The sequence below is a fragment of the Lentzea pudingi genome (assembly GCF_014646255.1).
Lineage (GTDB): Bacteria > Actinomycetota > Actinomycetes > Mycobacteriales > Pseudonocardiaceae > Lentzea > Lentzea pudingi.
The window spans coordinates 1-24,304 of the sequence record NZ_BMNC01000035.1 but is presented as its reverse complement, the minus strand read 5'-3'; the positions used below and the strand labels follow the sequence as shown (position 1 = coordinate 24,304).

At 62.9% G+C, this 24,304-nt stretch carries 21 protein-coding genes and 7 pseudogenes; 21 read left to right on the top strand and 7 right to left on the bottom strand.

Features of this window, described 5'->3' with window-relative positions:
- The first annotated feature begins 613 nt into the window (after positions 1-613).
- Positions 614-919: a hypothetical protein gene (locus IEY88_RS43480; protein ID WP_189160752.1), complete on the top strand. Its 306-nt coding sequence runs from the start codon at positions 614-616 to the stop codon at positions 917-919.
- A 505-nt stretch (positions 920-1,424) separates the two neighbouring features.
- Here the strand turns inward: IEY88_RS43480 and IEY88_RS43475 are convergent.
- A complete protein-coding gene (locus tag IEY88_RS43475) occupies positions 1,425-1,604 on the bottom strand; it encodes a hypothetical protein (RefSeq protein ID WP_189160751.1) in 180 nt (59 codons plus the stop codon).
- A 232-nt stretch (positions 1,605-1,836) separates the two neighbouring features.
- Here IEY88_RS43475 and IEY88_RS43470 point away from each other — a divergent pair, with 232 nt between their 5' ends.
- The 13 genes and pseudogenes from IEY88_RS43470 to IEY88_RS45690 all read left to right on the top strand — a co-directional run bounded on the left by IEY88_RS43470 (position 1,837) and on the right by IEY88_RS45690 (position 10,163).
- The gene (locus IEY88_RS43470; RefSeq protein ID WP_189160750.1) at positions 1,837-2,148 is read left to right on the top strand and encodes an ABC-three component system protein; all 312 of its coding nucleotides are present in this window, start codon (positions 1,837-1,839) and stop codon (positions 2,146-2,148) included.
- Positions 2,127-2,626 (top strand): annotated as a pseudogene (locus IEY88_RS45355) (ABC-three component system middle component 2). The gene IEY88_RS43470 and the pseudogene IEY88_RS45355 overlap by 22 nt, the downstream one beginning before the upstream one ends.
- Positions 2,623-4,452 carry an ATP-binding protein gene (locus IEY88_RS43460; protein ID WP_189160749.1) on the top strand — a complete coding sequence of 610 codons (1,830 nt, stop codon included), beginning with the start codon at positions 2,623-2,625 and terminating at the stop codon, positions 4,450-4,452. The pseudogene IEY88_RS45355 and the gene IEY88_RS43460 overlap by 4 nt, the downstream one beginning before the upstream one ends.
- Positions 4,453-5,049: 597 nt before the next feature.
- The gene (locus IEY88_RS43455; RefSeq protein ID WP_189160748.1) at positions 5,050-5,619 is read left to right on the top strand and encodes a transposase; all 570 of its coding nucleotides are present in this window, start codon (positions 5,050-5,052) and stop codon (positions 5,617-5,619) included.
- Positions 5,620-5,654: 35 nt separating this feature from the next.
- The gene (locus tag IEY88_RS43450; protein WP_189160747.1) at positions 5,655-5,999 is read left to right on the top strand and encodes a helix-turn-helix domain-containing protein; all 345 of its coding nucleotides are present in this window, start codon (positions 5,655-5,657) and stop codon (positions 5,997-5,999) included.
- A gap of 198 nt (positions 6,000-6,197) precedes the next feature.
- On the top strand, positions 6,198-6,386 hold the full coding sequence (locus IEY88_RS45810; protein ID WP_189160746.1) for a DUF4158 domain-containing protein: 189 nt from the start codon (positions 6,198-6,200) through the stop codon (positions 6,384-6,386).
- Positions 6,374-7,528 (top strand): DUF4158 domain-containing protein, encoded by a 1,155-nt coding sequence (locus tag IEY88_RS43440; protein ID WP_189160745.1) that lies wholly within the window; start codon positions 6,374-6,376, stop codon positions 7,526-7,528. Before IEY88_RS45810 ends, IEY88_RS43440 begins: the two co-directional genes overlap by 13 nt.
- The gene (locus IEY88_RS43435) at positions 7,422-8,003 is read left to right on the top strand and encodes a Tn3 family transposase (protein ID WP_189160744.1); all 582 of its coding nucleotides are present in this window, start codon (positions 7,422-7,424) and stop codon (positions 8,001-8,003) included. Before IEY88_RS43440 ends, IEY88_RS43435 begins: the two co-directional genes overlap by 107 nt.
- 123 nt (positions 8,004-8,126) lie before the next feature.
- A complete protein-coding gene (locus IEY88_RS43430) occupies positions 8,127-8,606 on the top strand; it encodes a hypothetical protein (RefSeq protein WP_189160743.1) in 480 nt (159 codons plus the stop codon).
- Entirely contained in the window at positions 8,607-8,828 is a 222-nt protein-coding gene (locus IEY88_RS45230) for a transcriptional regulator (protein ID WP_268241301.1), read from the top strand.
- A 238-nt stretch (positions 8,829-9,066) separates the two neighbouring features.
- Positions 9,067-9,369, top strand: a pseudogene (locus tag IEY88_RS43420) (transposase); the annotation flags it as partial.
- Between the two features lie 50 nt (positions 9,370-9,419).
- Positions 9,420-9,515, top strand: a pseudogene (locus tag IEY88_RS45695) (recombinase family protein); the annotation flags it as partial.
- Positions 9,516-9,788: 273 nt separating this feature from the next.
- Complete coding sequence (locus IEY88_RS45690; RefSeq protein ID WP_373294308.1) at positions 9,789-10,163, top strand: helix-turn-helix domain-containing protein; 375 nt, start codon at positions 9,789-9,791, stop codon at positions 10,161-10,163.
- An 854-nt stretch (positions 10,164-11,017) separates the two neighbouring features.
- Here the strand turns inward: IEY88_RS45690 and IEY88_RS43405 are convergent.
- From IEY88_RS43405 to IEY88_RS43390, 4 genes are all read right to left on the bottom strand, one after another.
- On the bottom strand, positions 11,018-12,004 hold the full coding sequence (locus tag IEY88_RS43405; protein WP_189160740.1) for an ABC-2 membrane transporter-related protein: 987 nt from the start codon (positions 12,002-12,004) through the stop codon (positions 11,018-11,020).
- Positions 12,001-12,876, bottom strand: a complete 876-nt coding sequence (locus tag IEY88_RS43400) for an ABC transporter ATP-binding protein (RefSeq protein WP_189160739.1) — start codon at positions 12,874-12,876, stop codon at positions 12,001-12,003. Before IEY88_RS43400 ends, IEY88_RS43405 begins: the two co-directional genes overlap by 4 nt.
- On the bottom strand, positions 12,873-13,262 hold the full coding sequence (locus tag IEY88_RS43395) for a GntR family transcriptional regulator (protein WP_189160738.1): 390 nt from the start codon (positions 13,260-13,262) through the stop codon (positions 12,873-12,875). The genes IEY88_RS43400 and IEY88_RS43395 overlap by 4 nt, the downstream gene beginning before the upstream one ends.
- Positions 13,263-14,529: 1,267 nt before the next feature.
- Positions 14,530-14,871, bottom strand: a complete 342-nt coding sequence (locus IEY88_RS43390) for a hypothetical protein (RefSeq protein ID WP_189160737.1) — start codon at positions 14,869-14,871, stop codon at positions 14,530-14,532.
- Between the two features lie 930 nt (positions 14,872-15,801).
- Here IEY88_RS43390 and IEY88_RS43385 point away from each other — a divergent pair.
- The 4 genes and pseudogenes from IEY88_RS43385 to IEY88_RS43375 form a co-directional block, all read left to right on the top strand.
- Positions 15,802-16,478, top strand: a pseudogene (locus IEY88_RS43385) (transposase family protein); the annotation flags it as partial.
- Between the two features lie 30 nt (positions 16,479-16,508).
- Positions 16,509-16,679, top strand: a complete 171-nt coding sequence (locus tag IEY88_RS45805; RefSeq protein ID WP_505744132.1) for a hypothetical protein — start codon at positions 16,509-16,511, stop codon at positions 16,677-16,679.
- A 274-nt stretch (positions 16,680-16,953) separates the two neighbouring features.
- Positions 16,954-17,565 (top strand): FMN-binding negative transcriptional regulator, encoded by a 612-nt coding sequence (locus tag IEY88_RS43380; protein WP_189160736.1) that lies wholly within the window; start codon positions 16,954-16,956, stop codon positions 17,563-17,565.
- A gap of 601 nt (positions 17,566-18,166) precedes the next feature.
- The gene (locus IEY88_RS43375) at positions 18,167-19,045 is read left to right on the top strand and encodes an alpha/beta fold hydrolase (protein WP_189160735.1); all 879 of its coding nucleotides are present in this window, start codon (positions 18,167-18,169) and stop codon (positions 19,043-19,045) included.
- Positions 19,046-19,620: 575 nt separating this feature from the next.
- On the opposite strand, the pseudogene IEY88_RS43370 reads toward IEY88_RS43375, so the two are convergent.
- Positions 19,621-20,728 (bottom strand): annotated as a pseudogene (locus tag IEY88_RS43370) (IS701 family transposase).
- A gap of 81 nt (positions 20,729-20,809) precedes the next feature.
- Between IEY88_RS43370 and IEY88_RS43365 the strand changes: the two are divergent.
- Positions 20,810-21,465, top strand: a pseudogene (locus IEY88_RS43365) (IS630 family transposase); the annotation flags it as partial.
- 65 nt (positions 21,466-21,530) lie between these two features.
- Here the strand turns inward: IEY88_RS43365 and IEY88_RS45225 are convergent.
- Positions 21,531-21,665 carry a hypothetical protein gene (locus IEY88_RS45225; protein WP_268241300.1) on the bottom strand — a complete coding sequence of 45 codons (135 nt, stop codon included), beginning with the start codon at positions 21,663-21,665 and terminating at the stop codon, positions 21,531-21,533.
- Positions 21,666-22,555: 890 nt separating this feature from the next.
- Between IEY88_RS45225 and IEY88_RS43360 the strand changes: the two genes are divergently transcribed.
- A complete protein-coding gene (locus IEY88_RS43360) occupies positions 22,556-23,662 on the top strand; it encodes an acyltransferase family protein (RefSeq protein ID WP_189160734.1) in 1,107 nt (368 codons plus the stop codon).
- A gap of 260 nt (positions 23,663-23,922) precedes the next feature.
- Positions 23,923-24,069: pseudogene (locus IEY88_RS43355) on the top strand (IS701 family transposase); the annotation flags it as partial.
- Positions 24,070-24,304 lie beyond the last annotated feature (235 nt).

Below are 24,304 nucleotides of genomic sequence, written 5' to 3'. Positions count from 1 at the left end.
ACCGCGCTCAAAGGCCTACCACCCGCCAGCCGCGTTCCTAACCTCTCAGGTCAGTACACCTAGAACCCGAGGACCCAAGCGGGGTCAGGGTTCGAGAAGCGTTGACAAAAGAACTGTTTGATAGTCGTGCCGGTCCTGCGCCAGGGTGCCGAAGTGCCGAGCGAGGAGATCAACGAGCCGCAGGCCGTGGCTCATCCGCAGCGACTCCGGGTTGCGATGGGTGTCGACGGGGCTCGTGAGCTGGGCGTCTCGCAGCGAACGCCAGCGAGCACCTGCGGGGCGGTCGCGCCCACTTGTACCAAACGTGGGAATGGACGGATCGAGGTCGTCCCCGCGCGAGGAGCCAGTCGCGGTGCCGTCGACAGAGGACTGTGAGGTGTTTCTTCGCGCGCTGATCTGCGAGGTTGTTGCGGTGCAACGAGCTCCGCGTGGCGCAGTAGAGGGCTGTTCTGGGAGTGGACGCCGAACTCCGCGTACCGCCAGAGGCATGGAAGGACTACATGACAGTGGAAGGGGACGCTACGTTGAAGTTGCACGCTGCCGCGCGCAAATCGCGAACGTCGAGCACGGGCTGGGTCGGCGTGACGGTGTTGATGTTCCCGACGGCTGAATCGTGACCGCGCTGAGCGAGGTTGGCGCCGACCTGAGGACTCAAGAAGAACCTCTGGTTCTAGTGATCCGCGGTCAAGGCTTCATCGACTGGAAGCGCGATCTCTGTCGTCATGACGCCGCTCATCGCGGTGGTCACACAGAGAGTCTCGACCGAGGTCGTTGGCGGACATGGTGCGCACGGATTCGCACCATGTCGCGCGAGGTGGCGGGCGACAGCGACCTGTCCGAGGCGATCAAGCTCCTCGCACGCACGCACCAGACCTTGATCTGGGACCGTCAACGACAGGTCGCTCGCGTGGGGGCCTAGCTACGCGACTTCTTTCTCGCTGCGCTGGCCGCGTTCGGTGAAGACCTGGCCGCGAGCGAGGTGCTCGATCTGCTCAAGCGGGCACCGGACCCCGATGCTGCGGCGAAGCTCTCGCGGGTCGAGATCCTGGAAGCCCTGAAGCGGGCGGGCGGGAAGCGGCTTGTTGATGAGCGAGCTGAGCGGACTCACACGGGGCCTGAGCTCGGAACAGCTCCGCCTGCCCGACGTCCTGCAACGCGCCTACGCCATCATCGTCCGCGCGCAGGGGGAGTGATCGCCGCGATGGTCGAGCAGATCGACCTCGTCGAGGCCCAGTTGGTGAAACGTCTCGGCCAGCACTCATCTCGCGTGCCGACGGCTTCGGTTCGTTCAAGCCGCAGCGGGGACAGGCGAAAGCTCAGCTTCCGGCCAACCGGTCGATGCCGCCACGGGCATGCGGGGCGAACGCCTGATGGACGTGGGGTGACGCGAGCACCGGCGGGACGATGCAGATACAGGCGCGTCCCTACCGAGGAGAATCATCCGACGGGTGGGATGCGAAGAACGGACGCATCTCCATTAGGCGTTGCAGTAGGCGTGCTTCGACGGAGGCGGCGACGTGGGAGTAGGTTTCTTGGATCTTGTCGGGCATGACGTGGCCGAGGCGGAGTGACTGGGCGATTTCGGGGATGCCGTCGTCGATCATCCAGGTCTTGTGGCTGTGGCGGGTGCCGTGGAAGGTCAGGCCGGATTCTACTGGGTGTAGCCGGATGCATGGGTTGTCGACGTGGAGGTTGCCGTCGGCGGCGGGGCGCTGGGCGCGGCGGGCGAAGTTACTGCGCCTCAGGAGTCCGCCGTCGGGGCCGACGAATACGTGCGGGTGTTTGTGTGTGGCGAGGTGAATCCGCAGCAGTCGGACGTTGAACGGGACGAGGCTGATGGTGCGCGCAGAGGCCTCGGTTTTGGGCTGGCCGAGCCAGGCTCTGCGGGTGTTCGCACGGGAAGCCGTTCCCTACGCGACATATGAGGCGATCGAGGACGACCTCTACGAGGCCGTCGTCGATGTGCACGATCGCGAGTACGACTTGGGCTACGACCGTTTGAGCGCGGTTCTTGAGACGGCAGGCAATCACCGGCCCAATCCCGGCAACATTCTCGCTCCGTACGTAACGGGTCGTGACTGCAAGGGGTTGTGCCATCAGCTGGCCCATGACAAGAAGCTGACCTGGTGCAAGGAGGGGGCTGGGTGAATCCCCTCAACAGCCCGCTGGAAGTCGGTCTCCGCGCCCTCGTCGTGCTGACGGAGACGTTCCCCCGGCGCTTGGACGTCGCGCAGCTCATTTACCTCGACCACGCGCTGCTACACAGCGGCGATGTCGAAGGCGGGCTGGCGAGCCTTCAGCCCGATCTCCCCGTCGGTCCGGGTGAGCTGGCCTGCGCCGTGCTCTCATCGAAGATGGACTCGTCGTGCTAATGCGCGCCGGCCTGGCTGACATGGCAGCCACTGAGGACGGGTTTCTGTACTGCGCGACCGAGGAAGCGGGCAGCTTCCTGTCCTCGCTCGAAGCCCCTTATCTCGCTCGGCTCAGGGAACGCGCGGAGTGGCTCACTTCCGCGTATGTCCACGAAGGTGCCGACGTGCGCATCGGTATGCGCCGGATCACCCAGGACTGGGCGAACAGCCTCGATGCTGCCGTCTCCGACGACCGAGAGGACGAGAACCGGTGACCGCACTCACCCTGCTGCACCTCACCTTCGTCGGCCCCGGCAAGGAGTTTGCAGCCGTGGACTTCGACCGGAGGCTTACCGTCATCTACGGCGCATCGGACACCGGTAAGTCCTTCATCGTCGAAGCCATCGACTACATGCTCGGGGCGAGCAGCCTCAAGCAGATCCCCGAAGCCGACGGCTACACCCGGATCCTTTTGGGCCTGCGTCTAGCGAACAAGCGGATCGTGACGATCTCGTGCACCCCTGCAGGCAACAAGGTCGCTGTCCATGACGGCGATGTCCGCACGCTCACCTCGGCAAAGCCGATGAGAGAGTTCAACTTCAAGCACAGCAAGACAAGCTCGAACAGTCTGTCCCGCTATCTTCTCGGGCTGGGCGGTGCCGACGGTCGCTGCGTGCTGAAGAACGCACGCCGCGAGCAGCTCTCCTTGAGCTTCCGACATCTCGCACATCTCTGCGTCATCAACGAGACGCAGATGGCGTCCCCTCGGTCCCCGGTGCTGACCAGCGGACAGGTCATCCACGCCACTGCGGAGAAGTCCGTGTTCCGGTACCTGTTGACCGGCAGGGACGAACCGGAGGTCGCCACCGGGACGAGCGAGGTCGAGAAGAAGGTCGGCAAGGGCAAGATCGATCTGCTCGACCAGCTCATCGCCCAGACTCGCGGCAGTCTTAGCCTCGAGTCGGGTGAAGCTGCTTTGCGAACGCGCCTGGAGCGGATAGAGGCCGCGTTGGCCCAGGCGTCATCGGGGATTGAAGAGTTGGTCTCCGAGCGGTCCGTCATCGTGGAGCGGATGCGCGTCCTCCAGGCCGGCATCACCGACAACCGGGCTCGGGCGGGCGAAGTGCGCACACTCGTTGCGCGTTTCCACCTGCTGCACCAGCAGTACGACTCAGACCTCGCCAGGCTCGAGATGGTCGCCGAAGCAGGAACGCTCCTCGGCTACTTCCGCGTCGGAATCTGCGTGTTCTGCGGCGCGGCACCGGAGCACCAACGGGCCGATCATCACGTGCACGAGACCACCCGGCTCCAGGCAGCCGTCACCGCGGAAACCCGTAAGACCACCGAACTCAGCCAGGACCTGCTGACCACGATCGACGATCTCGAAGCCCAACTCGGCTTCCTCGACGACGAACATTCGAACGACCAACGCGAGACCGCGACGCTCCAACAACGCCTCGCACGCCTCGAAGAACGCCTCCGGCCGATGGACAGTGACAACCGGGAGCTGCTGGCTGTCCGAGCGCAGATCCAGACCGACCTGGCAATTCACGCCCAAGTCCAGCGGCTGGAAGACCTCCGCGCCGACCTGTCAGCCGAACCGGACAATCCCCAGCCCTCGCCCACCGACGAAATCGGATCCGAGGACCTGCTCACGTTCGAGCGCCTAGTGCAACAAACCCTCTTGTCCTGGCAGGTCCCGGGAGACAACAACGTCAGCTACAACCAAGGCACAGCGGAAATCATCGTGGACGGCCGTGAGCGCGGCACCCGCGGCAAGGGAATGCGGTCGATCATCCACGCGGCCTTCACCGCGGCGCTCGCGCTTTACACCACATCCCGGGACCTGCCCCACCCAGGATTCGTCGTGCTGGACTCCCCTGTACTCACGTACCGCGAGCCACACGAGCAAGACGTCCTGCTCACGCACAACGTGGTCGAACACTTCTACCAGGGGCTACTCAACGACTTCCCAGTCCAGACAGTTGTCATCGAGAACGGCGACCCACCCGAGCACCTCGACACCCACGCAACCGTGTACGCCTTCAGCACCGAGGGATCAGACCGCGCAGGCTTCTTCCCGCCGACCCAAACGACCTAGGACCTGCGCAGTAGCTCAAGGACAGCGACACCATCGTCGACGGGCGGGCGGGGGACCACAACGTTCCCACCCACATCCGCATCCATCACCGCCAAGCCGACAGCTGCACCCCTAACGCCCGCTGCCCGCCGAACAGCGACCCGTAGGCGCACCGACACCGAACGGCACCATCCCCACGGCCACGGCCGAACGAAAGATCCTGCGCGATACCACCCGAACGGGCGTCCGCTCCTGGAGCAAACTCCTGACCCTATTTCGCGGCGTTCGGGACCCCGCTCCAGTTTTGCTCCAGTTAGGGCTACAACCGTCCACACTGGACACAAACGAAGATCGCCCGCCGACCCTATTTACGCAGGTCAGCGGGCGATTCGTATACCGTGTCCAATTGTGGAGCTGAGGGGACTCGAACCCCTGACCCTCACACTGCCAGGTTGGTCCACAAAGGACTCCTACCAGCACAAACACTAGGACCCCAACAACTCCAACGCAACTAGCTGCCGTTCAGCGCCGTTGAGTGCCGTTCGATGACGTTGCGCTCCTGGTACTGCTCCAGTTTCGCTCCATGACGTTCAGTGTGAGACTCGGACGAAGAACAGCTTGCGACTGCACCTCATCCGCCAAGCGCGCGGCTACGCCGCCCGCGCCGTCACCGTCGTCATCGACTCCCAGTCGGTGAAAGCCGCGGAGACCGTCGCCAAGGCCAGCCGCGGCTACGACGCCGCGAAGAAGATCAATGGGAGTAAGTGTGCCGTCGTGGTCGATCTCGGTGGCCTGCCGCTGACGATGATGGTCGTGCCGGCGAGCATGACCGACCGCGACATCGCCCGCGAGCTGCTCTTCCGGGTGCGCCTGACCTGCCCGCATGTCGTGCAGGTCTCCGCCGACTCCGCCTACAGCGGCGCACTCGTCGGCTCGGCCAAGACGTTCCTCGGCATGAGGATCACCGTCGTGAACCGCCCGTCCGGCGCCACCGGCTTCGTCCTGCTGCCACGCCGCTGGGTCGTCGAACGCACCCTGTCCTGGCTGCTGCGCGCTCGCCGCAACGTCCGCGACTCCGAACGCCTGCCCCTGCATTCCGAAGCCGCGCTCATCTGGTCCGCGATCGCGCTGATGGCACGCCGGCTCACCAGGACCACCGCCCGCAACCGCGCCACCTGGGCCGCCTGAACAACACGCTCATCGGCCGCGAGATGCTGTCGGCCATGAACGACACGCTGGGCGAGCTGATGCGCACCGCACGAACACGCCTCACGCTGTCCGGCCGCGAAGCCGCACGCCGCGCGGGCATCTCCGAATCCCGCTGGCGACAACTCGAAGCAGTTCAGCAACCAGGCCGCGACGGCGAACTACAACCGGTGAGCACCACCACCGAGACCGTCCTGCAGATCGCCGCAGCACTCGCCCTCGACCCGAGCATCGCGCTGCGCGCGACCAGCCGACGATCGCGCCGACGAGGCCGGACTGGACACCATGCTGCGACGCGGCCTAGGACTCCCGAAGCTGTTACCAACCGCAAGGTAGCGAGTTCTAGCTGGTCAGCGCGGTAACGTCCTCTGTGCGATCCGGGGAGCGCGTGACACGCGGCTGCCGAACTCATCGTCTGTGCTGACGGGTCGACGGTCTCCGTGGTGTCTGATGTGGACACCGAGGGTACGTTTTCGGTGATCTTGGTGTGGTCTTGACCGCGCAGCGGAGTGTCGCTCACCCGATTATGTCGCCGCTATGGGGGGCTACCTTCCTCGCTCGTGAAGCAGGATTGGGATCCCGATGAGCTGATCGTGGCGTGGACGCTGGTCGAGGACGACTGGCGGCTGCTGGGGAACAAGACCGGCGCGACGCGGCTGGGATTCGCGTTGCTGCTGAAGTACTTCGAGATCGCGGGCGAGTTCCCCAGCTACGGTGAACAGTTCCCGCGCCGGCGGTGGAGTTCGTAGCCGAGCTGGTGAAGGTCGACCCGGTCGAGTTCGGGAAGTACTCCTTCCACAACCGCACCGCCGAGTACCACCGGGCGCAGGTCCGCGAGGCGCTGGGGCTTCACCCGGCCACGGTGGAGGACCAGCAGCGGTGGATGGAGTGGCTGGCGGCCGAGCAGTGTCCGGTGGAGCAGAACCGGGACCGTCTCGAGGTGGCACTGCGGCAGCGCTGCCGCAGCGAGAGCGCTGAGCCGCCCAGTGGGGGCCGGATCGAGCGGGTGATCGGCTCGGCGCTGCGCCAGCACGAGACAGCGTTCGCGGCGCTGATCGTTGACCGGCTGGGGCTAGCGCTGTGCGCGGCGATGCAGACGCTGCTGGAGTCCGAGGGCTTCCTGGCGGAGGCGAAGGCCGATCCGGGTCCGCTCGGGCTGGATACGCTATTGGGCGAGATCGCGAAGCTGCGCACCGTGCGGGGGCTGGGATTGCCGGCCGAGGTGTTCGCCTGGGTGTCGGATCGCCTCGTCGCGGCGTGGCGGTCGCGGGCGGCGCGGATGTTCCCCTCGGACTTCGCCGAGTGCTCCGCGCCGGGTGCGGTACACGCTGCTGGCGGCGTTGTGCTGGGACGTCAAACCGAGATCACCGACGCGCTCGTCGGTCTGCTGGTGGACCTGGTGCACAAGATCAACGCCCGCGCGGAACGGCGAGTGGAGAAGGAACTGCTCGGCGAGATGACCACGGTACCCGGGAAGAAAGGCATCTTCCTCAAGATGATCAACGCGGTGCTCGACCATTCCGACGAGCCGGTCCGCGAGGCGGTGGGGTCGGTGGTGCCCGGTGGTGCCCGGTGGGGAGAAGACACTGCGCAAACTGGTCAAGGAGCTCCTCGCTGGCAGCCGGGTGGTGCGCGAGCGGGTGCGGTACCAGCTGCGCGGCTCCTACACCATCACTACCGGCGGATGCTCGCCCCGGTGCTCGCGGCGCTGAACTTCCAGTGCAACAACACCGCCTGCCGGCCCGGTGATGGACGCCGTCAAACTGCTCGGCTCCTACGCGGCGGTGGACGGCAAGGTCAAGGTCTACGGGCCAGGCGACAATCCGCCGATCGAGGGTGTCGTCCCGAAGGCGTGGCGGGACGGGGTCACCGACGAGAACGGCCAGGTTGAACGCATCTCCTACGAGCTGTGTGCTGACCACACTGCGGGAGCGCTGCGCCGCCAGGAGATCTGGGTCGTCGGCGCAGGACGTTGGCGTGACCCGGAGGAGGACCTGCCCAGCAACTTCGAGGACAACCGCGACGTGCACTACGCCGCGCTCGGTAAACTGTTGCAGGCGCAGGAATTCGTCGAGGACCTCAAACGCCGCTCCGCCATCGAGGTCGTGTTCTACGGCAAGGACGGCAAGCTCACCGGCGCCGATCAGGAGAATGTGTCGATGCTGGCGCTCCACCTTCTGCAGAGCTGCCTGATCTACATCAACACCCTGCTGCTGCAACGGGTCCTCGACGATCCAGTGTGGACGAAGAAACTCACTCCGGAGGACCGGCGCGGTCTGAACGCGCTGTTCTGGACCAACGTGAATCCCTACGGCCGGTTCCAGCTGAATATGGACACCCGCCTCGACCTCGACCTCGTCGGATGACCAGCCCGCCCCGCGACCCAGGGCGGGCCTACGGTTCCGCCCCCTTGCAGGCGACTGTTGCCGAATCCACCTCAGAGAATTAGTTTCTAACTAGAAATCTATTTCTAGTCCAGGAGATCCGTGATGATCGATCCGAAGCAGGCCCTAGGCGAAGCCGCGCGACAGCGGGGTGCGATGGCCGCTCGGGTTCGCCTCCCTTGGTGGTACCTGGCGCTGGTCGCCGTGTCATGGACGCTGCTGATGGGAGACGGTCTGCCAACGGCGCGAGACTTCTACCAGGGCGCGGGGATCTCGAAATTCCCTTACGCGTATGTGGGCGCCTTCGTCTTGCTGCCGATGCTGGTCTTGTTCCGGCGTTGGTCAGGGTTGCATCTGGTGGAGCGCAGCACGGCCTATCCAGCGTTGAAGCGGCACGCTCTCGGGACGGTGCTGGTGTTCGGCGGCAGCTTCCTCGTTGAACTCGCGCTGTTCCTGATGGACGACCGCTGGAGCGGCGCACCCCGGGCCGCGGTCGCGGTCGCGGTGATCTCGGGGTGCCTGGCGGCCGTCCAGCTGTATCGTGTGAACGCTGGAATTCGCCGGGACATCGCGGACGGGTGGTAAGTGACTGATCTGGTCGGCGGACTGGACCCGTTGATCCACCCGCTTCCCAGGCTGTCGATCTGCTCGGCCCTGGCCGCAGGGCCGCAATGGGTGGATTTCCGCACTGTCCGGGAGACCACAGGCCTGAGCGATTCGATGTTGTCGAAGCATGCATGGGCTCTGCAGGAAGCCGGCTACCTTGAGGTACGCAAAGGGACTGTCGGCAGGCGTCCCCGCACATAATTTCGTTTGACAGCCCTCGGGCGCAAGAACTATCGGGCCCACCTCGCTCAACTTCGCAAACTGGTCGAGGCCGAAGACGGCACTCCACCGGTCGGGCGACCGGACGTGTCACGCGAACCGTGTAAGCCAGAGGTGTACCAAGATCGACGCGCCGGACTGGCGGTCGGAGAGGACACCGAGTGACTCAGGACACATCGCCTCGTCAGGGTGACGAGACGGCGGCGCGGCGGCTCGCGGGGTGTTCTCGCCCGAGGCGATCGACGCGTTGCTGAAAGACGCCAAATCGGCGGGCACGCCTATTGACGGTGTCGACGGTCTGCTGAATCAGATGACGAAAGCCATGCTGGAGCGGGCCTTGCAGGCCGAGATGACAGGCCATCTGGGCTATGAGGCCGGCGACCCGGCCGGCCACGGTTCCGGCAATTCCCGCAACGGCAGGTCCACCAAGACGGTGTCGACGAGGAACGGTCCGGTCGAGATCGAGGTCCCGCGTGACCGGAACGGCTCGTTCGAACCGGCGATCGTGCCGAAACGAGCCCGGCCGATCATCAGGTCGACGCGCTCGCCGCGGCCGGGGTGAACGAGGAGAACATGTTCATCGAGGAGGTCTCCGGCAAGCTCTCCTCCCGCCCGAAGCTAGACACCATGCTTGAGCGGCTCCGGACCGGCGATGAGGTGGTGGTAATCCGGCTCAAGCGGATCGGCCGCTTCCAGCAACACTTGCTGAAGCTCGTGCGCTGGTTCGGTGCCACGACGTCGACTTCGTCGTGCTGGAATAAGGCATCGACACCTCCAGCCCCGGCGGGCGGCTGGTGTTCCACTTCCTCGCGGCACTGGCCGAGTACGACCGAGAGATGATCGTCGAAGGCACGATGGACGGCCTCGCCGCCGCGCGAGCCCGCGGCCGCGTCGGTGGCCGGGCCCTCGTCGCCGCAGCGCCAGCTCGACACCGCGCAGCAGATGTACGACTCGGGCAAGCATACCGTCGAGAAGATCGCCGAGACCTTCAACGTCGGCCGCACCGCTCTCTACCGGCAGCTGCACGCCTACGGCGACGACGGCGCCTGTGTCCTGGTCGTCTACCGCAACACCCGCGCCCGCAAGGTCGCCCGAACACCAATCGCCGCTACGGCGAAACCGGCGCCAGCGAGAAGGTCCAGCTCGACGCCGACCGCAAGTGGTTCCCCGTCGCCGCGGCCCGCTGGCGGCGACTCAAGGCAATCGTCTACGTCGTCGACGGAGTCGTCGCCCGCATCTGCGCCGTCGAAGCGGATCTATCCAAATGGGGCACCGAGGACCGCGGCTACGCCAACGTCCCAGTCACTAAACCGCTGACCGAGCTGCAGATCGCGAAGAAACTCCCGACGCTGACCATCGCTCGGCGAAACGAGGCCGCACGTGCGCGGCAAAATCCGCGAGTACGTCTCGCTATAGAGCTCTGAGCAGCGACGACCCGCTATCTTGCGGTCGGTGACAGCTTCGGCAGTCCTGGGCCGACGCCAGCTGCTCGACGCGGTCGACCTCCTGAGCCGCTCTCAGCAGCAAGCACTACTGACACTTCTGCGCACCCTCACCCCTATATGGACATGGGTTCGAAGACACGCTCTGAGTGCGTGTCTCAAGGCCTGTGTGCTCCGGGAGCAGCCGCATGCCGTCGATGATCGAGGACTCGCGGACGAGGACGGCGTCGTCTGCCACCGCGAGGAGATCGTCCAGGACCTGGGGTATCGGGAACCGTCCGGCGACGCCGTCCACGATGGTGTCGGCCGACTCGGTGGTGATGAGGCGGCGCTCGCGCCAGGAGCGGGGTCAACGCCGGTGCGCTCGTGGGCTGCACGCAGATCACCTCGGCTCCGACGACCAAAGTCTTCAGGACGTATCCCACACCAGTGGCGAGTGCACCACCACCCCAGTGCGATCAGGACAGCGTCGAATGTGGACTGCTCGTCCGCCAGCTCAAGGCCGATCGTCCCGGTGCCCTCGCACGTTCAATGTCCAGGCTGTCCTCGAGCAGCCGGATGCGGCGTTCATTCGCGCTGCAGCGGCCTGCCGAAGCAATCAGTCAGGCCCGTGGCGCTTTGGTAAAGTGTTGCGCCGAGAAAATTGCGCAGCCAAACGTTCCAGTGCCACTTCGGTTGACATGTGATCTTCTCGACATCATTCGAGAATAATTTGCTTCGTCAGTTCTCTCACGTTCGGCCGAAGCGTCGGATCCACATCCAGGCGAGGCCAATCAAGATTGCGGTGAAAACGATGAAGATAGCGGTCTCAACTAGCTGAAAGGAGTCCAGCCGATCAGCAGGCTGATAGTCGTTGAATCGATGGGTTATTCCTGCGTCTGCGAAGCAGTTGTTGATCTCGTCATCGCTCAGCGAATTTTTCGACAAACATTCAATCGGCAATTCGGCAGGCTCCCCCGCCGAGTTGAGAAAACCTCCGGCCACGTACAAGGGATTCTGATCGATGGTGTCTCCATTGGTCAGCTGGCCGTGGATCGGCGTGGTCTGTCGCACGGGATCCTCGTAGAACGGCCGCCATCCCGCGATCACCAGGATGCGGACGCCGACGTAGACGGCGAGGGTGACTGCCATCGCCACGACGGTTCGCCTGGTAATGGCACTCATGGCGAGTCCCAGCGCGAACCCGAACGCCGCGTACGCCGCCTGAAGGTGCGGCGCAGTCTCGAACAACCCCACCTCGGAGAAAGCCAGGAACGCTGGACGGTCCCTCGCATCGTTGATCCCGCGCATCATGAAACCCGCGCTCGCGCCGAGCGCCGCCGCCAGCCCGGCGGCGATGGAGCCCAGCAGAACGATCTTGCTGGCCAGCCACCGGCTTGAGGTGATGTCTTGGCTCCAGACCATCGTGGTGGTTCGTTGCTCGTACTCACGGGACACGAGCGGCGCTGCCCAGAACACTGCGATCAGGAGACCGAAGATCATGGGCGTAGCCCCCATGATCTTCGCGAGGTCGACCAGGGGATTTGAATCCCATGTTCCCATCGGTCCTCTGGCTGGGGCGGCGATCCGCAGGAGCAGTAGTGCGCTGATCCAGACCAGGACGAGCGTTCCGGTACCCACGAGCATCCAGCGGTGCTGCCTGCGGATCAGCCACAGAAGGTCGGTCCAGCCGACTCGGGTTCGCACGACCGGCCGGTCCGTGGTCGTGGCGTTCATGCATCGTCCCCTTTCCGAGTGGATTGAAGCTGAGCGAGCACGTAGTCCTCCAGGGTCACCGCTCGCTGCGACCACGGTCGGCCCACGAATGGCCGTGGCTGCCTGTCGGGCAGGCGGAGCAGGAATGTCGACTGGTTGTCGTGGTGGCGCGCCTGCAGCACAGCGCTGGAAGCGACAGGTAGCACCTCCGACCGCGGGCCGGTGATGAAGACATGGCTTGCCAGAAGATCGTCGACATCGCCTCCGCTGAGCAGCCGACCACGCGCGAGCAGCAGCAAGTAGTCCGCCACACCCCCAAGTTCGGCCACCACATGCGTGGACAACAGCACAGTCATCCCGGTCTCCGCCACCTCGCTCAGCAGCTCCTGGCTCACCTCGCGCCGCGCCAGCGGATCCAGGTTGGCCAGCGGTTCGTCCAGTATCAGCACGCTAGGCCGGGACCCGATGGCCAACGCGAACGCCACCTGCGCGTGCTGCCCGCCGGACAGCTTGCCGCAAGCCCGGTCCAAGGGAATCTCGAAGCGCTCCAGCCACCGGACGGCACGCGTCTGGTCCCACACGATGTTGAGCCGCGCGCCCAGGCGCAGCATGTCGGCGGCGGAAAAGTTGCGATAGACCGGCTTCTCCTGCGAGACGAACGCCACGCGACCCACCGCATGCGCCGATCCCTCATCGGCCTTGAGGAGGCTCGCGAGAACGCTCATCAGCGTCGTCTTGCCCGCACCGTTCGCGCCGACCAACGCGGCGACTCGTCCCTGAGGGAGTTCGAATGTGCAGTCGCGCAGCGCCCATTGGTTCCCATAACGCTTACCCAACTCCTGCGCCCGCACTGCGACAGCGGTTGCGCATGAGGGCTCGAAAACGGTCCTCATTCGACCGTGACTCCTTTCATTTCGACGATTACCGATCGCGCCAGCGCGACGATGTCTTCCGTTTCCAGGCCGGCTTCGGATGCCTCCTGCACCCACACGACCAATCGCGCCCGCAGCACAGCCATCACCTTCGGATCGGTTGAGCCGAGCCCGAATCTGACAAACGTGCCCATGCCTTGACGCCCCTCGACGAGGCCGGACAGCTCGAGCTCCCGGTACGCCTTCAGCACGGTGTTCGCGTTGACGCCGCTGCGGGCCACCACATCGCGCACCGTCGGCAGCTGATCTCCCGGTGCCAACCAGCCGAGCCGCAGCGCCTCCCGCACCTGCCGCACAACTTGCAGGTACGGGGGAAGTCCGCTCGTCCGGTCGATATGAAAGTCCACCCACCGCCCCAATGTTCTAGTCAACTACGACAATATTGAATTCCGATGTTCGGTGATGTGTCAAGCCGATGTGGCTCGAACAGCTGTCGCGCTACCGTGATGTTCAACCGGCGAAAATTGCCAGTCGAACACGGTTGATCAAGAACCCGGCCGTCGACGTCTTCAACCAGATGAACCGAACTTCCGATCAAGGCGCTCGGGGCCGTGAAACTCAATCGGACTGGCTCCCGAGTGGCCGTGCACACCAGTAGTCGCGGCTGCCCTGATGGCCGTTACTGACATGTGAGCGCCTAGCGGCTGGATCTTCGCTCAGCGAGGATCTGCGCCTGGTCCGCGGCATGAGCAGATATTCGGCCTACATGGCGTGTTGGAATCATCGAGTGCATGAGAGGGGCATGCATCGACATTCGTGTGCGGTCGTGATCATTGCCCGGCGTGGCGATTTCCGGAGATTGAGTCCTCGTCGGGTTGTGAACCTCGCGCATCCGATATGAAGGCTCGGTGTGATAATTCGGCCAGTCGCAGCGAGTCGAGGGCGTCGGCGCGGCCGCGCGGCGGACCCGTTCGGGAACCAGTGGGAGATCGGTAACGCACTTGACCACACAGCCACTATGACTGAGAAGGCGTAGCGCCTCGACATCCGTGCGCACACGGCTCGAAGTCGAACGGACGAGGAGGTCCTCGACGACGAGCGGAGAAACCTGGTGCTTCACCCTGACATGGCGATGCTGCTCACCGTGAACGTGCGCTGCGATCTGAACTGATACTCGATCGGGGCGCAGACGCTGCATGTTGACTGGTCGACGTCACGTTCCTGGCTGCAAACCATTTCTTGTCGGGCATGTTCGAGGGTTCGTTGGTCTGTGTTATCGATAACGAAGAGTCTTAATGGCGAGGTTTGCTGACAACCGTCGCGCTTCGGCTCGAGTTCGACAGGTGCCTGTGAGTGACAGGAGCACCTGTCAACTTTCTCTCGACGACCCACCAACATCTGACCGACATCTTCAGCAACCGGCCGCCACCCGCTAGTCGCACACGGCAAGTCGGTGTACGAACTATTCGGAAAGAGCAGGACGCTGCGCATGTTCGATCCCAGATTCAAGATCCTTTCGGCAACGGCCATTTTCTGCTTTGCCATCGGAGCCGTCGCGCTACCTGCTGTCGCGGCAGGCAGCGAGCCAGCACCAACTGCAGTTGTCACTTCGGGGTCTTCGTACGCTGACCCGGTAATCGGCATTTGGGCCAGCGCTGACTCTGAGATTCGGTTTCAGATGACCATCAAGCAAGATGGCGTGAATCCGAAGAGGTTCATTGCCATCACGACATCGGAACCGCCCTGCGTCATGGCCAAGTTGGTCCGCGTGTCGGCGATCGATACTTCACGGAGACTCGGCCGAACTGCGATTTCACCGGAGAACCCGTTGGGCGTGGCCTGGTCACGGTCGAAGGTGATGTGCTGACAGATCGTAACCTTCCCGGTCGGCCGCACTTTGAGATCGTTTTCACTCGAGTCCGCTGAGTTCCGGGTCGTTGACATCCGCTCTCCAAGGTCGAGGTGGATGAATCGGCCAAGTTGAAGCGACCCGGAGGCTGTGAATTTGCTGACCATCACACGATGCTGATGTGCCCTGTCTTCAATTCGAGGTCAAGCGTCGCAATGGTGCCACGGATGCATGGTCGAGATCGTGCCTCAGGCGGGGTTCAATAGACTGCCTGCCGAAGAACTCAGTTTGCTGCGTTAAAGGTGTGAGTTGTGTAGGTCGATGATGGTTGTTGCAGGTCGGTGAGGATTGTGTGCGGGACGTGTTCGGCGGGAAAAGTTCGACGCGCTGGGCCCGGAACGGAGCCAGGGGACGGCCGGAGATGATCGGTGGGCAGATTCGCGGGCGGATCTGTCTGATCGCGCGGACGTCCCGCCGGCTGGGGTATCACCGCGTTCGCGACCTGGTCGTTGTCGAAGCTGTGTGACGGCGGCGTCTCGTGGCAGGCCACGACCACGGGAAGCCTCGGCAGCCCCGGACTTCCTGGTCGAAATGCACCGGATCCTGGACCTCCACGACTATCCGCCCGACGACAAGCAGCCTGCAACACTACGGCAGCGACCACCACATCCGCGCAGCCGACGCTATGCCACGAAGCCGTACAGCAGATGTGGGCTGACTTCGCGGCTACGGGAACGACTTCGGGCTGGGATCCCCCGGACCCGGACAGATCAGATAAGTGCCGCGGAAGACACGGACTTCGGCGAACGCAGCGGGCGCTGCTAGGCACGAAGGTCAGGGTCTAATGTGACAACGGCAGCGCGGCACGATAAAACAACACGTGAAGCCCTGGTATCCGCAGAACGATCTTGGCCGAAAGCTCTGCTACCAGGGGCTTCGCCACATCCAGGCGTGGACACGCCGGTGCTCATCAACCTGTTACTCCGCAAGAAGCCTTGCCCGCCAACCCACCCAGCCCAGGATGAAAAAGGCTCAATGTTGTTGGTTCGACTGAACAATGTGCGTATTCGAACGGACACCTTGTCACTCCGTGCCGAATTGGGCTGGTCCGCGCTCACCGCAAGCAGCTGGGGTCGGTGTGGCGCAAGCTCGACCCGGGACAGCAGGCACTACTGATACTTGGGTACCTGCGCAAAGGCGAGCCATTCGCCGACGCGGGCGCCGGGTTCGCGGTCTCGGCTACGACGTGCTGGCGCTATGTCAACGACACCGTCGAGCTGCTGGCCCAGCGGTCCGCGAAGCTGCGAGAGGCGCTGCGGTAGGCGAAACGCCAGGGCATCGCCTACGTGGTGATCGATGACACGCTCATCTCGATCGACCGGATCGCCGCCGACCGCCCGTTCTACTCCGGCAAACACAGAATGCACGGGATGAACCTGCAGGTGATCGCCTTCCCAAACGGCACGATCCTGTGGGTGTCCGGTGACCTGCCCGGCAGCACCCACGACACCGCCGCGGCGCGGATCTGGAACATCCTGGCCGCCCTGCGCCAGGCTGGGCTGATCGCCTTGGGAGACAAGGGCTATCACGGTTACGACCAGACCGGCCGGCACGTGGTTACCCCCGTATAGGGGTCGCAACAGTCGCAGAAGACCGCCAACCGCGCTCATGCCCGCCTGCGCGGCCCTGGCGAACGCGCCAACGCCCAGCTCAAGACCTGGCGATCCTGCGCAAACTCCGCTGCGGCCCCCGCCGCACCGGCCGACTGGCCAAAACCAACCGCGATGCAGGATGGTGGAACTACGTGGACGTTAGGAACAACTGCAACTACGCTATCAACGTGGTCATCGCATGGAGGTATGCGGACGACAACCACTGTCAGACTATTGCCGCGAACAGCGGCAGGACGGAACGGTGCGGCGGGCAAGCGCACGTCACCGAAGTTCGAGGCGGCCAGGTCTTCGCGTCAGCATGAAGAGTCGTATGAATCGGGCGGCTCTTCATGCTGTTGAAGTTGAGTAAGCGATTGTTATGGGTCAGAGTTGGTCGATTCTCAAAACCTATTCTGTCCATCAACACCTTCGTTATCGAGTGTTGTGGCGGCCGTTGAACCCATTAACGCAGTACCAGCGACGCGGAGGACGCGGGCGAAGTGGTGTTTCGAAAATAGCTCTAACCGGGCTATTCTGAGATGCCGCATTGCAGTACGAATATGAAGTGAAGAATCCATTGCATGACGGGATCGTTCCATGTATATTCCTGCTCACTTCGCACCCGATGACGACTCCGTTCAAGCATTATTGTCACGTCATGGCGCCGCCGATCTGGTGACCGCAACGATCAACGGCCTCGTCGCAACCACGCTGCCGTTCCACTATGATCATGAACGCGCCAAGCTTATGGGACACCTAGCACGCAATAACGACCAGTGGCGTCTGCCTATGATCGGCGATGCACTGGTCATCGTGCGTGGACCGGATTCCTACATCACACCGTCCTGGTACGCCTCTAAGGCAAAGCATGGCCGGGTCGTTCCCACGTGGAACTACATAACAGTGCACGTGTATGGAAGTATGATAGTGCACCAGGATCCTGACTGGCTCGCCGATGTGGTGCGGCACCTCACTGACAAGCATGAAGCTCAGCGGCCGCACCCATGGTCGGTAGACGACGCGCCACCTGGATTTCTTCATCGTCAGCTTCGTGCCATTGTGGGAGTCGAATTGACTATTAATCGTATCGAGGCCAAGTTCAAGCTCAGCCAGAATCGCTTAGTAGCCGATATTGACGGAGTGATCAAGGGGCTACGGGAGGACGGACAAGAGGCGGCCGCAGCTGCGGTCGAAGAGCATCGCACCTGAACGTTCTTGGTCACAAGTCTCACAGCATTACGTACACAGCCCTATAGAGCCCGAGCACTGACCTGGCAATTTTCCTACATGGGTTGAGATCATGGTTTGCCATGATCTTGGTTGGTGCTGGACGAGCTGTGGGTGTTGACGCAGCCGTTGATTCCGCGGTTCGCAGAGCGCCCGCAGAGTGGCGGGACGGCTTCGGTCGATGACCGTGCGGTATTCCTCATCGAGGTCCACATTGCTCGCAAAGGGGTCGAGACCAGCTCCGCATACTCCCGCCGATACGGGAGGACGGTCTATCGCAGGCTCCGTGGTTCTGGTCGTAGAATATCTTCGCAGAGTGCCCCAGTATGAGTTGATCATTCGGCCGAGTTGGTGGTCTGCGATCAAATGGGGCCGATCGGTTCTGGATATCTGCGAAGCTAGTTCTGCACCCTCAAGGTTTTTGATCACGGTATGCGCGAGGTCGAAGGGCAGCACTCGATCCCGTACTTCGTGCTCTCAAGGTATTAGGTGGATCGTTTCTTCCAATTCTGCTATTTTCTAGATCGAACATTCTCTGCAAAGCTTGCTTCGGTCGGCCATCTGTTGAAAGAAGGTCTAAAGCGTGAATTCGGGTTATAAGCGCGTCACTGCTAACGGGATCAAGTTTGCCTACCTAGAGCAGGGCGAGGGGCCATTAGCATTGTTGCTGCATGGTTTCCCGGAGGCGCCGAGCATATTCCGACATCTGATGCCCGCGCTTGCCAGCGCAGGTTATCATGCTGTTGCGCCGGCAATGCGTGGGTTCGCGCCCACGCAGGTTCCAGCAGATGGAAGCATGCTTATGGGCGACCTGATTGCCGACGCCAACAGTTTGCATGAAATGCTTAAGGCTGACTCGAACGCGGTGATCGTCGGACATGACTGGGGCGGCTTTGCCACTTGGGGCGCTGCCGCTCACGCACCTGAACGCTGGTCGAAGATCGTAGTGGCCGATGTTCCGCCGGTGCGGTTCTACGAGCGCAAGGCTGCCGACCCCATTCAGATTCATAAAAACAGTCATTTCTACTTTATTCAGATGAGCGTCGCCGATCAGCTCATTCCTGTTAATGATTTTGCTTACTTCGATTGGCTCTGGATGCACTGGAGCGGGATCGTTCCCGGCTTCGATTCCGCTCCGGATCGGCAAGCGGGCAAGGATGCCCTGCGTGCACCGGAGAACCTTCGCTCGGGGCTTAGTCTTTACCGCCAGAACTTCCCCGCCGCGACGTTCGGAACTGACAGATGGAAGATGGGAACGCTTCTAGCCGAGCTTCCTACGCAGCCGACCCTTTACCTGCACGGTAGCGAAGACCCTGTAGTGGATCACGCGATCCTTGGCGACATCATCAGCGCACTTCCTGCTGGCTCGGACGGCGTCCTCTTGCAAGACGTCGGTCACTTCCCTTTCCTCGAGAAGCCTCATGAGGTCAACCAAAGGATTCTCAGGTTCTTGGAGACGTAAACTAAGGTGGCCTGTGTTGATTTCGCTGCGTTTGCGTAAATATGTGCGCTTTCCTTCTGCTTTCTCGGCGCCTGGGTCGAACACGTTGCAGCGGTAAGAAACTTGCTAGAGCAGCACGCTCCGGTTGTGCGGTGGCTCTCGACTTCGTGTTCGTACGCTGGGCTCAATTCACTTCCACCTGCCTGTCGATCAAATGGGTTGTTCAGGCGGCTTTTTCGGCTATAGCTACCTGCACAACGCCGTCGACGACAACTCCCGCCTCGCCTATAGAAAAATCCTGCCTACTGCCGCGTTCTGGCAGCGAGCACAGACCTTCGAGGCACGCGTGCTCCCCAGCGGCGAACTCACTGCCCGCTCCGGTCGGCAGCGATCTCGCTGCAGGCGAACTGTCATGGTCTAGTTCTGCAACGGCACTCAGGTGAGTAGGTAGCCGCGTCGTTTGTAGTGACTGAGTCTGGCTTGGTGCTGGTGCCGTCGGCACCAGCACGACCAGGACCAGACGTGTTCGGCGGTGCCGGTGATGCGCAGGAACAGCTTGATTAGCAAGCGACGGATCTCGGGTAGTGTTAAGTCGATCATGTCTTGTTCGCTGACGCCGATTCCCCCTTTGCGGCAACGGATCTGGCGACCGCGAGCCAGACCGTGCGCGAGCATGGACAGGGTGATGTGGGCGTACCAGGCTCGCCAGCTGCGCATTTGGTAGTGATCCAGCCCAGCCTCGTTCTTAGCCTGCTGGAAGCATTCCTCGATCCACGCCAGGTCCAGTAATGTGGACCTGCGCGGCCCGAAACAGTCGTAGTAGGCGATCTCGGTCGGATCCTTCACCGAACGTCGTGCCAGGACCAGTGCCCGCGGCCGGGCCGCCAGCAGATCCGGATCGGTACCCGTGCCCAGTCGTAGTCCCGCGGGCCGTGCGCGCCGGCACCTGCCGACAACCGCGCCACGCCCGCGCTGGCAATGCGGCGATCAGCTCGTCCACCCACCGCTCACGTCCCTCAGTAGTGGGCACCGTGTCGTTGACCTTGGTCGCCAGTACATGCGCGGTGTCGTGCTCCTCCAGCCATACCCGCAGATATCTCACCTGGCCGCAGGCCTCGTCCGCGGCCACCCAGGCGAACGGAACACATCGAAAGCTCGTCCCAGCGTCGCCATGGCCTGCCGGGGCTTGCTGGCGAACTTCGCGTCGCCGGGGATCCCCGCCTCATGACACCGATCCCGGTCGGCGATCCAAGGCTCGGGCAGATACAGCTCACGATCGATGAGCACATGCCCTCGAGCTGGGGCATAGCTCAGAAACACACCGATCTGGCAGTTCTCGATCCGTCGGCGGTGCCGGAACACTGCCGCTGCATGCAGGCCGACCGCACACCCTTCTTCAAGAATCCGGTGTCGTCGACGATCAGCACACCGTCAGGCTCGCCGAGGTGCTCGATGACGTAGTCCCGCAGCTCGTCGCGAACGCCCTCGACATCCCAGGCCGCTCGGCCGCAGCAGCCGCTGCATCCCGTCCGGGCAGGCCTCACCCGCCTGCTCCGCCAAAGTCCAGCAATTCTTGCGCTTCAGCCCCGCGACCAGCCCAGAGACATACTCCCGCACTCGGCCACGAGGCTCAGACCGAGTGAACCTGTCCGCGATCCGCGCTTGCAGCCGATCCAACTCCGCAACAACAAGATCAGTCACCATATATAGAATGATCCACGGAATACACAAGTGTCGTTGCAGTACTAGTGTCCTGAGTCTTTATTTCGGCATCAGCACTAAGTTATGCTGGCGCCGAACTCAAAATTGGTGTCGCTGACCCTGTCCGATGATGAGCGTCGAGTCTTGGAGGGCTGGACGCGTTGGCGAACGACCGCGCAGGCGCTGGCATTGCGGCCCGGATCGTGCTGGCATGTGCCGAGGCCGGTGAGTCAAACACCGTTTTGACGCAACGGTTGAACCTAGGGCGTCAGACGGTGGCGACCTGGCGGGCCCGGTTCCTGCGCGACCGGTTGGACAAGTTGTCGGACGAACCGCGGCAGGGCCGGCCGCGCACGTCACCGACGATCAGGTCGAGCAGATCGTGGTCACGACACTGGAGAGCAAGCCGGCCAACGCGACGCACTGGTCGACCCGATCACTGGCCACGCAGGTCGGAATGTCGCAGTCGGCGGTCTCACGGATCTGGCGGGCCTTCGGCCTCAAGCCGCACAAAATCGACACCTTCGAGATCAGCAAGGATTCGCTGTTCGTGGACAAGGTCCGTGATGTCGTCGGCCTCTATGTCGACCCGCCCGCGAAAGCGGTGGTGTTGTGCGTGGACGAGAAGACCGGAATCCAGGGCACTGGACCGCTCGGCGCCGATACTGCCCGGGGTTCCCGAGCGACAGAGTTTCGACTACATCCGGCACGGCACCACCAGCCTGTTCGCCGCAACGGACTGTCGCGTGACAAGGTCTGGTCGCGGGTAGCTTCCCCTTGCTGCTGCGCGTGGTGCGCGGGATGTTCAGCCGGGAAACCTTTGCAGGCCAGCGGCTTTCGTGAGGCGGGCGACGGTATAGCGGTGCGCCCTGTCCTCGCTGCCCAGGTCGGAATAGATCTTGCGCACGCTGTAAACGCCGTAGGTTGTCTTGTGGGCCACCTTGGGCTTCTCGGTGCCACCGCGTCGCGGACTGTGCGTCGCGAGGGCGGGCGAGAATGAGCGGCGTAGCTAGACTAGGTGCTCGGAGCGATCTTGATGTTGGCCGAACTCGTGCTTGTAGGCGTCGATGATCAGCGGGAGAGCGGTCTAGCTCCGCCAGGAAGAAACCAACGCGAACTTCGGGATTCCGTTGGCACGGCGCTGTTCTCGGTTCTCCCGCTTGAGATTTCGCGGTAGTCGTGCTCGATGCGGATGCTAGCCCGGGGCTAAGGATCAGCTCGACCTAGAACGCCGCGCAGCGACCGTGTCTGCACAACTTCTACCGAATCACAAGCCCGATCGACCATGACATCCGCCATACCTGGTCCGCCGCATCCCTGAAGGCGACGGCTCTATCTACATCTATCTAGACTTGACACGTCTGTACGACTGCCCATAATGGGAAGTACAGATCCTAGACAAGTGTCATCATGGCTACGATTCGCTCACCTGTGGTTCTGTTGCAGCGATGTAGCCTCAAGGTGAAAGGTAGTCTGCATGGAGGTTTCGACGCCTCTGTTTCAGCGGATCTGTAACGGCAGCACTGCAGTGGTTAGGCTCGAACAACAGCCTGTGGGGACGAGTGTGGCCGAATTGGCGAGATTCAGGTCGAAATTTTGCTGAATAGGGATCGGGCAGAGTTTGGCGCACCTGGGTTTCGGTTTGGAATGCCCATTGGAGCTTTTTGATTGCGCGGGCAGACTCTTTCCATGTCGACACACGGCGGGATGAAGTCGATCACGGGTGTGGACTAAGTTGAACATCGGTGACGCGTATTAGTCTAATCCTTTATGGTCATTAATAAATTGGTGACACTGCACCAACAGTCGTCTGTTTGAGGCGGTGAAAGATTGTTGACGCATGCCGACTACCTGGCGTTGCGCCGCTTTCCCGCTCTCGACGGCCTGCGCGCCATTGCCGCGGTTCTCGTCGTCTTCTTCCACTACGGCGGCCCGGACCGGCTCCAGGGCTGGGCCGGTGTCCAGATGTTCTTCGTCCTCAGCGGATTCCTGATCACCACGCTGATGCTGCGCGAGGAACATCGGACCGGCCGGATCTCCCTCGGTGAGTTCTACCTGCGGCGGGCGTTCAGAATCCTGCCCGTCTACTTCGTGATCCTGCTCGTGACGGTCGTGGCGTCCGCGGTCGCGGGGACGTTCCTGAGCAACGGCATCGGCCCCGCGCTGCCGTACTTCCTCTCGTTCACCAACGAGTTCGCGGGCTCGAGCCCGTACGGGCAGTCGTGGTCGCTGGGCATCGAGCAGAAGTTCTACCTGGTCTGGCCGCTGGTGGCGATCGCGCTGGGCACCGTCGTGCTGCGCCGCCGCGCGGGTGCCGCCGCCCTCGGCATGCTGCTCGCGCTCGTGGTCGTGAACTTCACCTCGGCGCACAGCAACCCCGGCTGGCCGTTGCACTACTTCTCGATCCTGACGGGCGTGCTGCTCGCGATCGCGTTGCACAGCCCGCGTGGGTTCGCCGTGCTGCGCCCGCTCACGAACCGGCTCGCGCAGGTCGTCGTCGCGATCGGGTTCGTCGCGGTGCACCTGAGCGTGAAGCCGATCGCCGGTTTCCTCGACGGGATCAACGGAATCCCCGGTCACGTGCTGGTCATCCCGGTGTACGCGCTCGCGACGGCGGTGCTGCTGACAGCGATGATCGCGCCGGGACCGGCCACGACCTTCCTGTCGGTGAAGCCGATGCAGTTCGTCGGTGAGCGCTCGTACTCGCTTTATCTGGTGCAGACGATCGCCGCGACCGTCATCGCCTTCTTCTGGCCCGCCCTGTCCGGTCTGGGCCAGTCCGTCGTGGTCACGGCACTGGGACTGGCGCTGGCGAGTGTCCTCTACGCGACCGTGGAGATCCCGATGATCAACCTCGGCCGACGTGTGATCACCCGCCAGCGCGCGAAGACCGCCGTCAGGGCCGGGGGTGGCGCGACAGGAGCCAACGCTCTCTAGGGTCCCCTGCAGCATGATCGTCGAATAGGGGTTGATCATCTGATCTCACGGTGCGTGCGGTCATCCTGTTCTGCAGGTCTTACAGACCTGAGATGTCAGGAACACGGGCTGACGGTTGGCAGGCCTGCGAATGCGGGTTAACAACGTCTTCGATGACCGCGGACCCGCCGCTGCGGATCGCACCGCAGGCCGAGCAGCCCATGCCTGATATCCGGCCTCTTCCCCGCAGCCTTGACCCGCTACCCGAGGAATCACTGCCCAACGAAGCCGGACTCGACCACTATCAGGTCCGTTCCTGGCGGGCCTGGTATGCCCACGTCACCCTGTCCATGCTCGTCCACGCCTGGCTTGCCGTGGCCAGGTCCCTTGCGAAAAAAGGGGAACGACTCACGGCAGCCAAGGCGTGATCGGCTTCACGTTACCTGAGATTCGCCGCCTGCTCGTCAGCCTGGTCCTCCGGCCGACAACCAGCACTGACCATGTCTGGTTCTGGTCGTGCTGGCGCCGACGACGCCAACACCAAGCCCGCCTCAGCCACTACAAACGACGTGGCTACCCACTCATATAGGTGCCGCTGTAGTACTAGTGTCCTGAGTCGTTAATTCTTGCGCGCCGTAAGCTTTGTCGATGCCGAGTTCGAAG

Bases quoted from the DNA above. Each gene is read 5' to 3' on its own strand.
- IEY88_RS43475 (WP_189160751.1), bottom strand. From the start codon at position 1,604: ATGATCGACGACGGCATCCCCGAAATCGCCCAGTCACTCCGCCTCGGC.
- IEY88_RS43470 (WP_189160750.1), top strand. From the start codon at position 1,837: ATGGTGCGCGCAGAGGCCTCGGTTTTGGGCTGGCCGAGCCAGGCTCTG.
- IEY88_RS43450 (WP_189160747.1), top strand. From the start codon at position 5,655: ATGAACGACACGCTGGGCGAGCTGATGCGCACCGCACGAACACGCCTC.
- IEY88_RS43430 (WP_189160743.1), top strand. From the start codon at position 8,127: ATGATCGATCCGAAGCAGGCCCTAGGCGAAGCCGCGCGACAGCGGGGT.
- IEY88_RS45690 (WP_373294308.1), top strand. From the start codon at position 9,789: ATGTACGACTCGGGCAAGCATACCGTCGAGAAGATCGCCGAGACCTTC.
- IEY88_RS43405 (WP_189160740.1), bottom strand. From the start codon at position 12,004: ATGAACGCCACGACCACGGACCGGCCGGTCGTGCGAACCCGAGTCGGC.
- IEY88_RS43400 (WP_189160739.1), bottom strand. From the start codon at position 12,876: ATGAGGACCGTTTTCGAGCCCTCATGCGCAACCGCTGTCGCAGTGCGG.
- IEY88_RS43390 (WP_189160737.1), bottom strand. From the start codon at position 14,871: ATGGTCAGCAAATTCACAGCCTCCGGGTCGCTTCAACTTGGCCGATTC.
- IEY88_RS43380 (WP_189160736.1), top strand. From the start codon at position 16,954: ATGTATATTCCTGCTCACTTCGCACCCGATGACGACTCCGTTCAAGCA.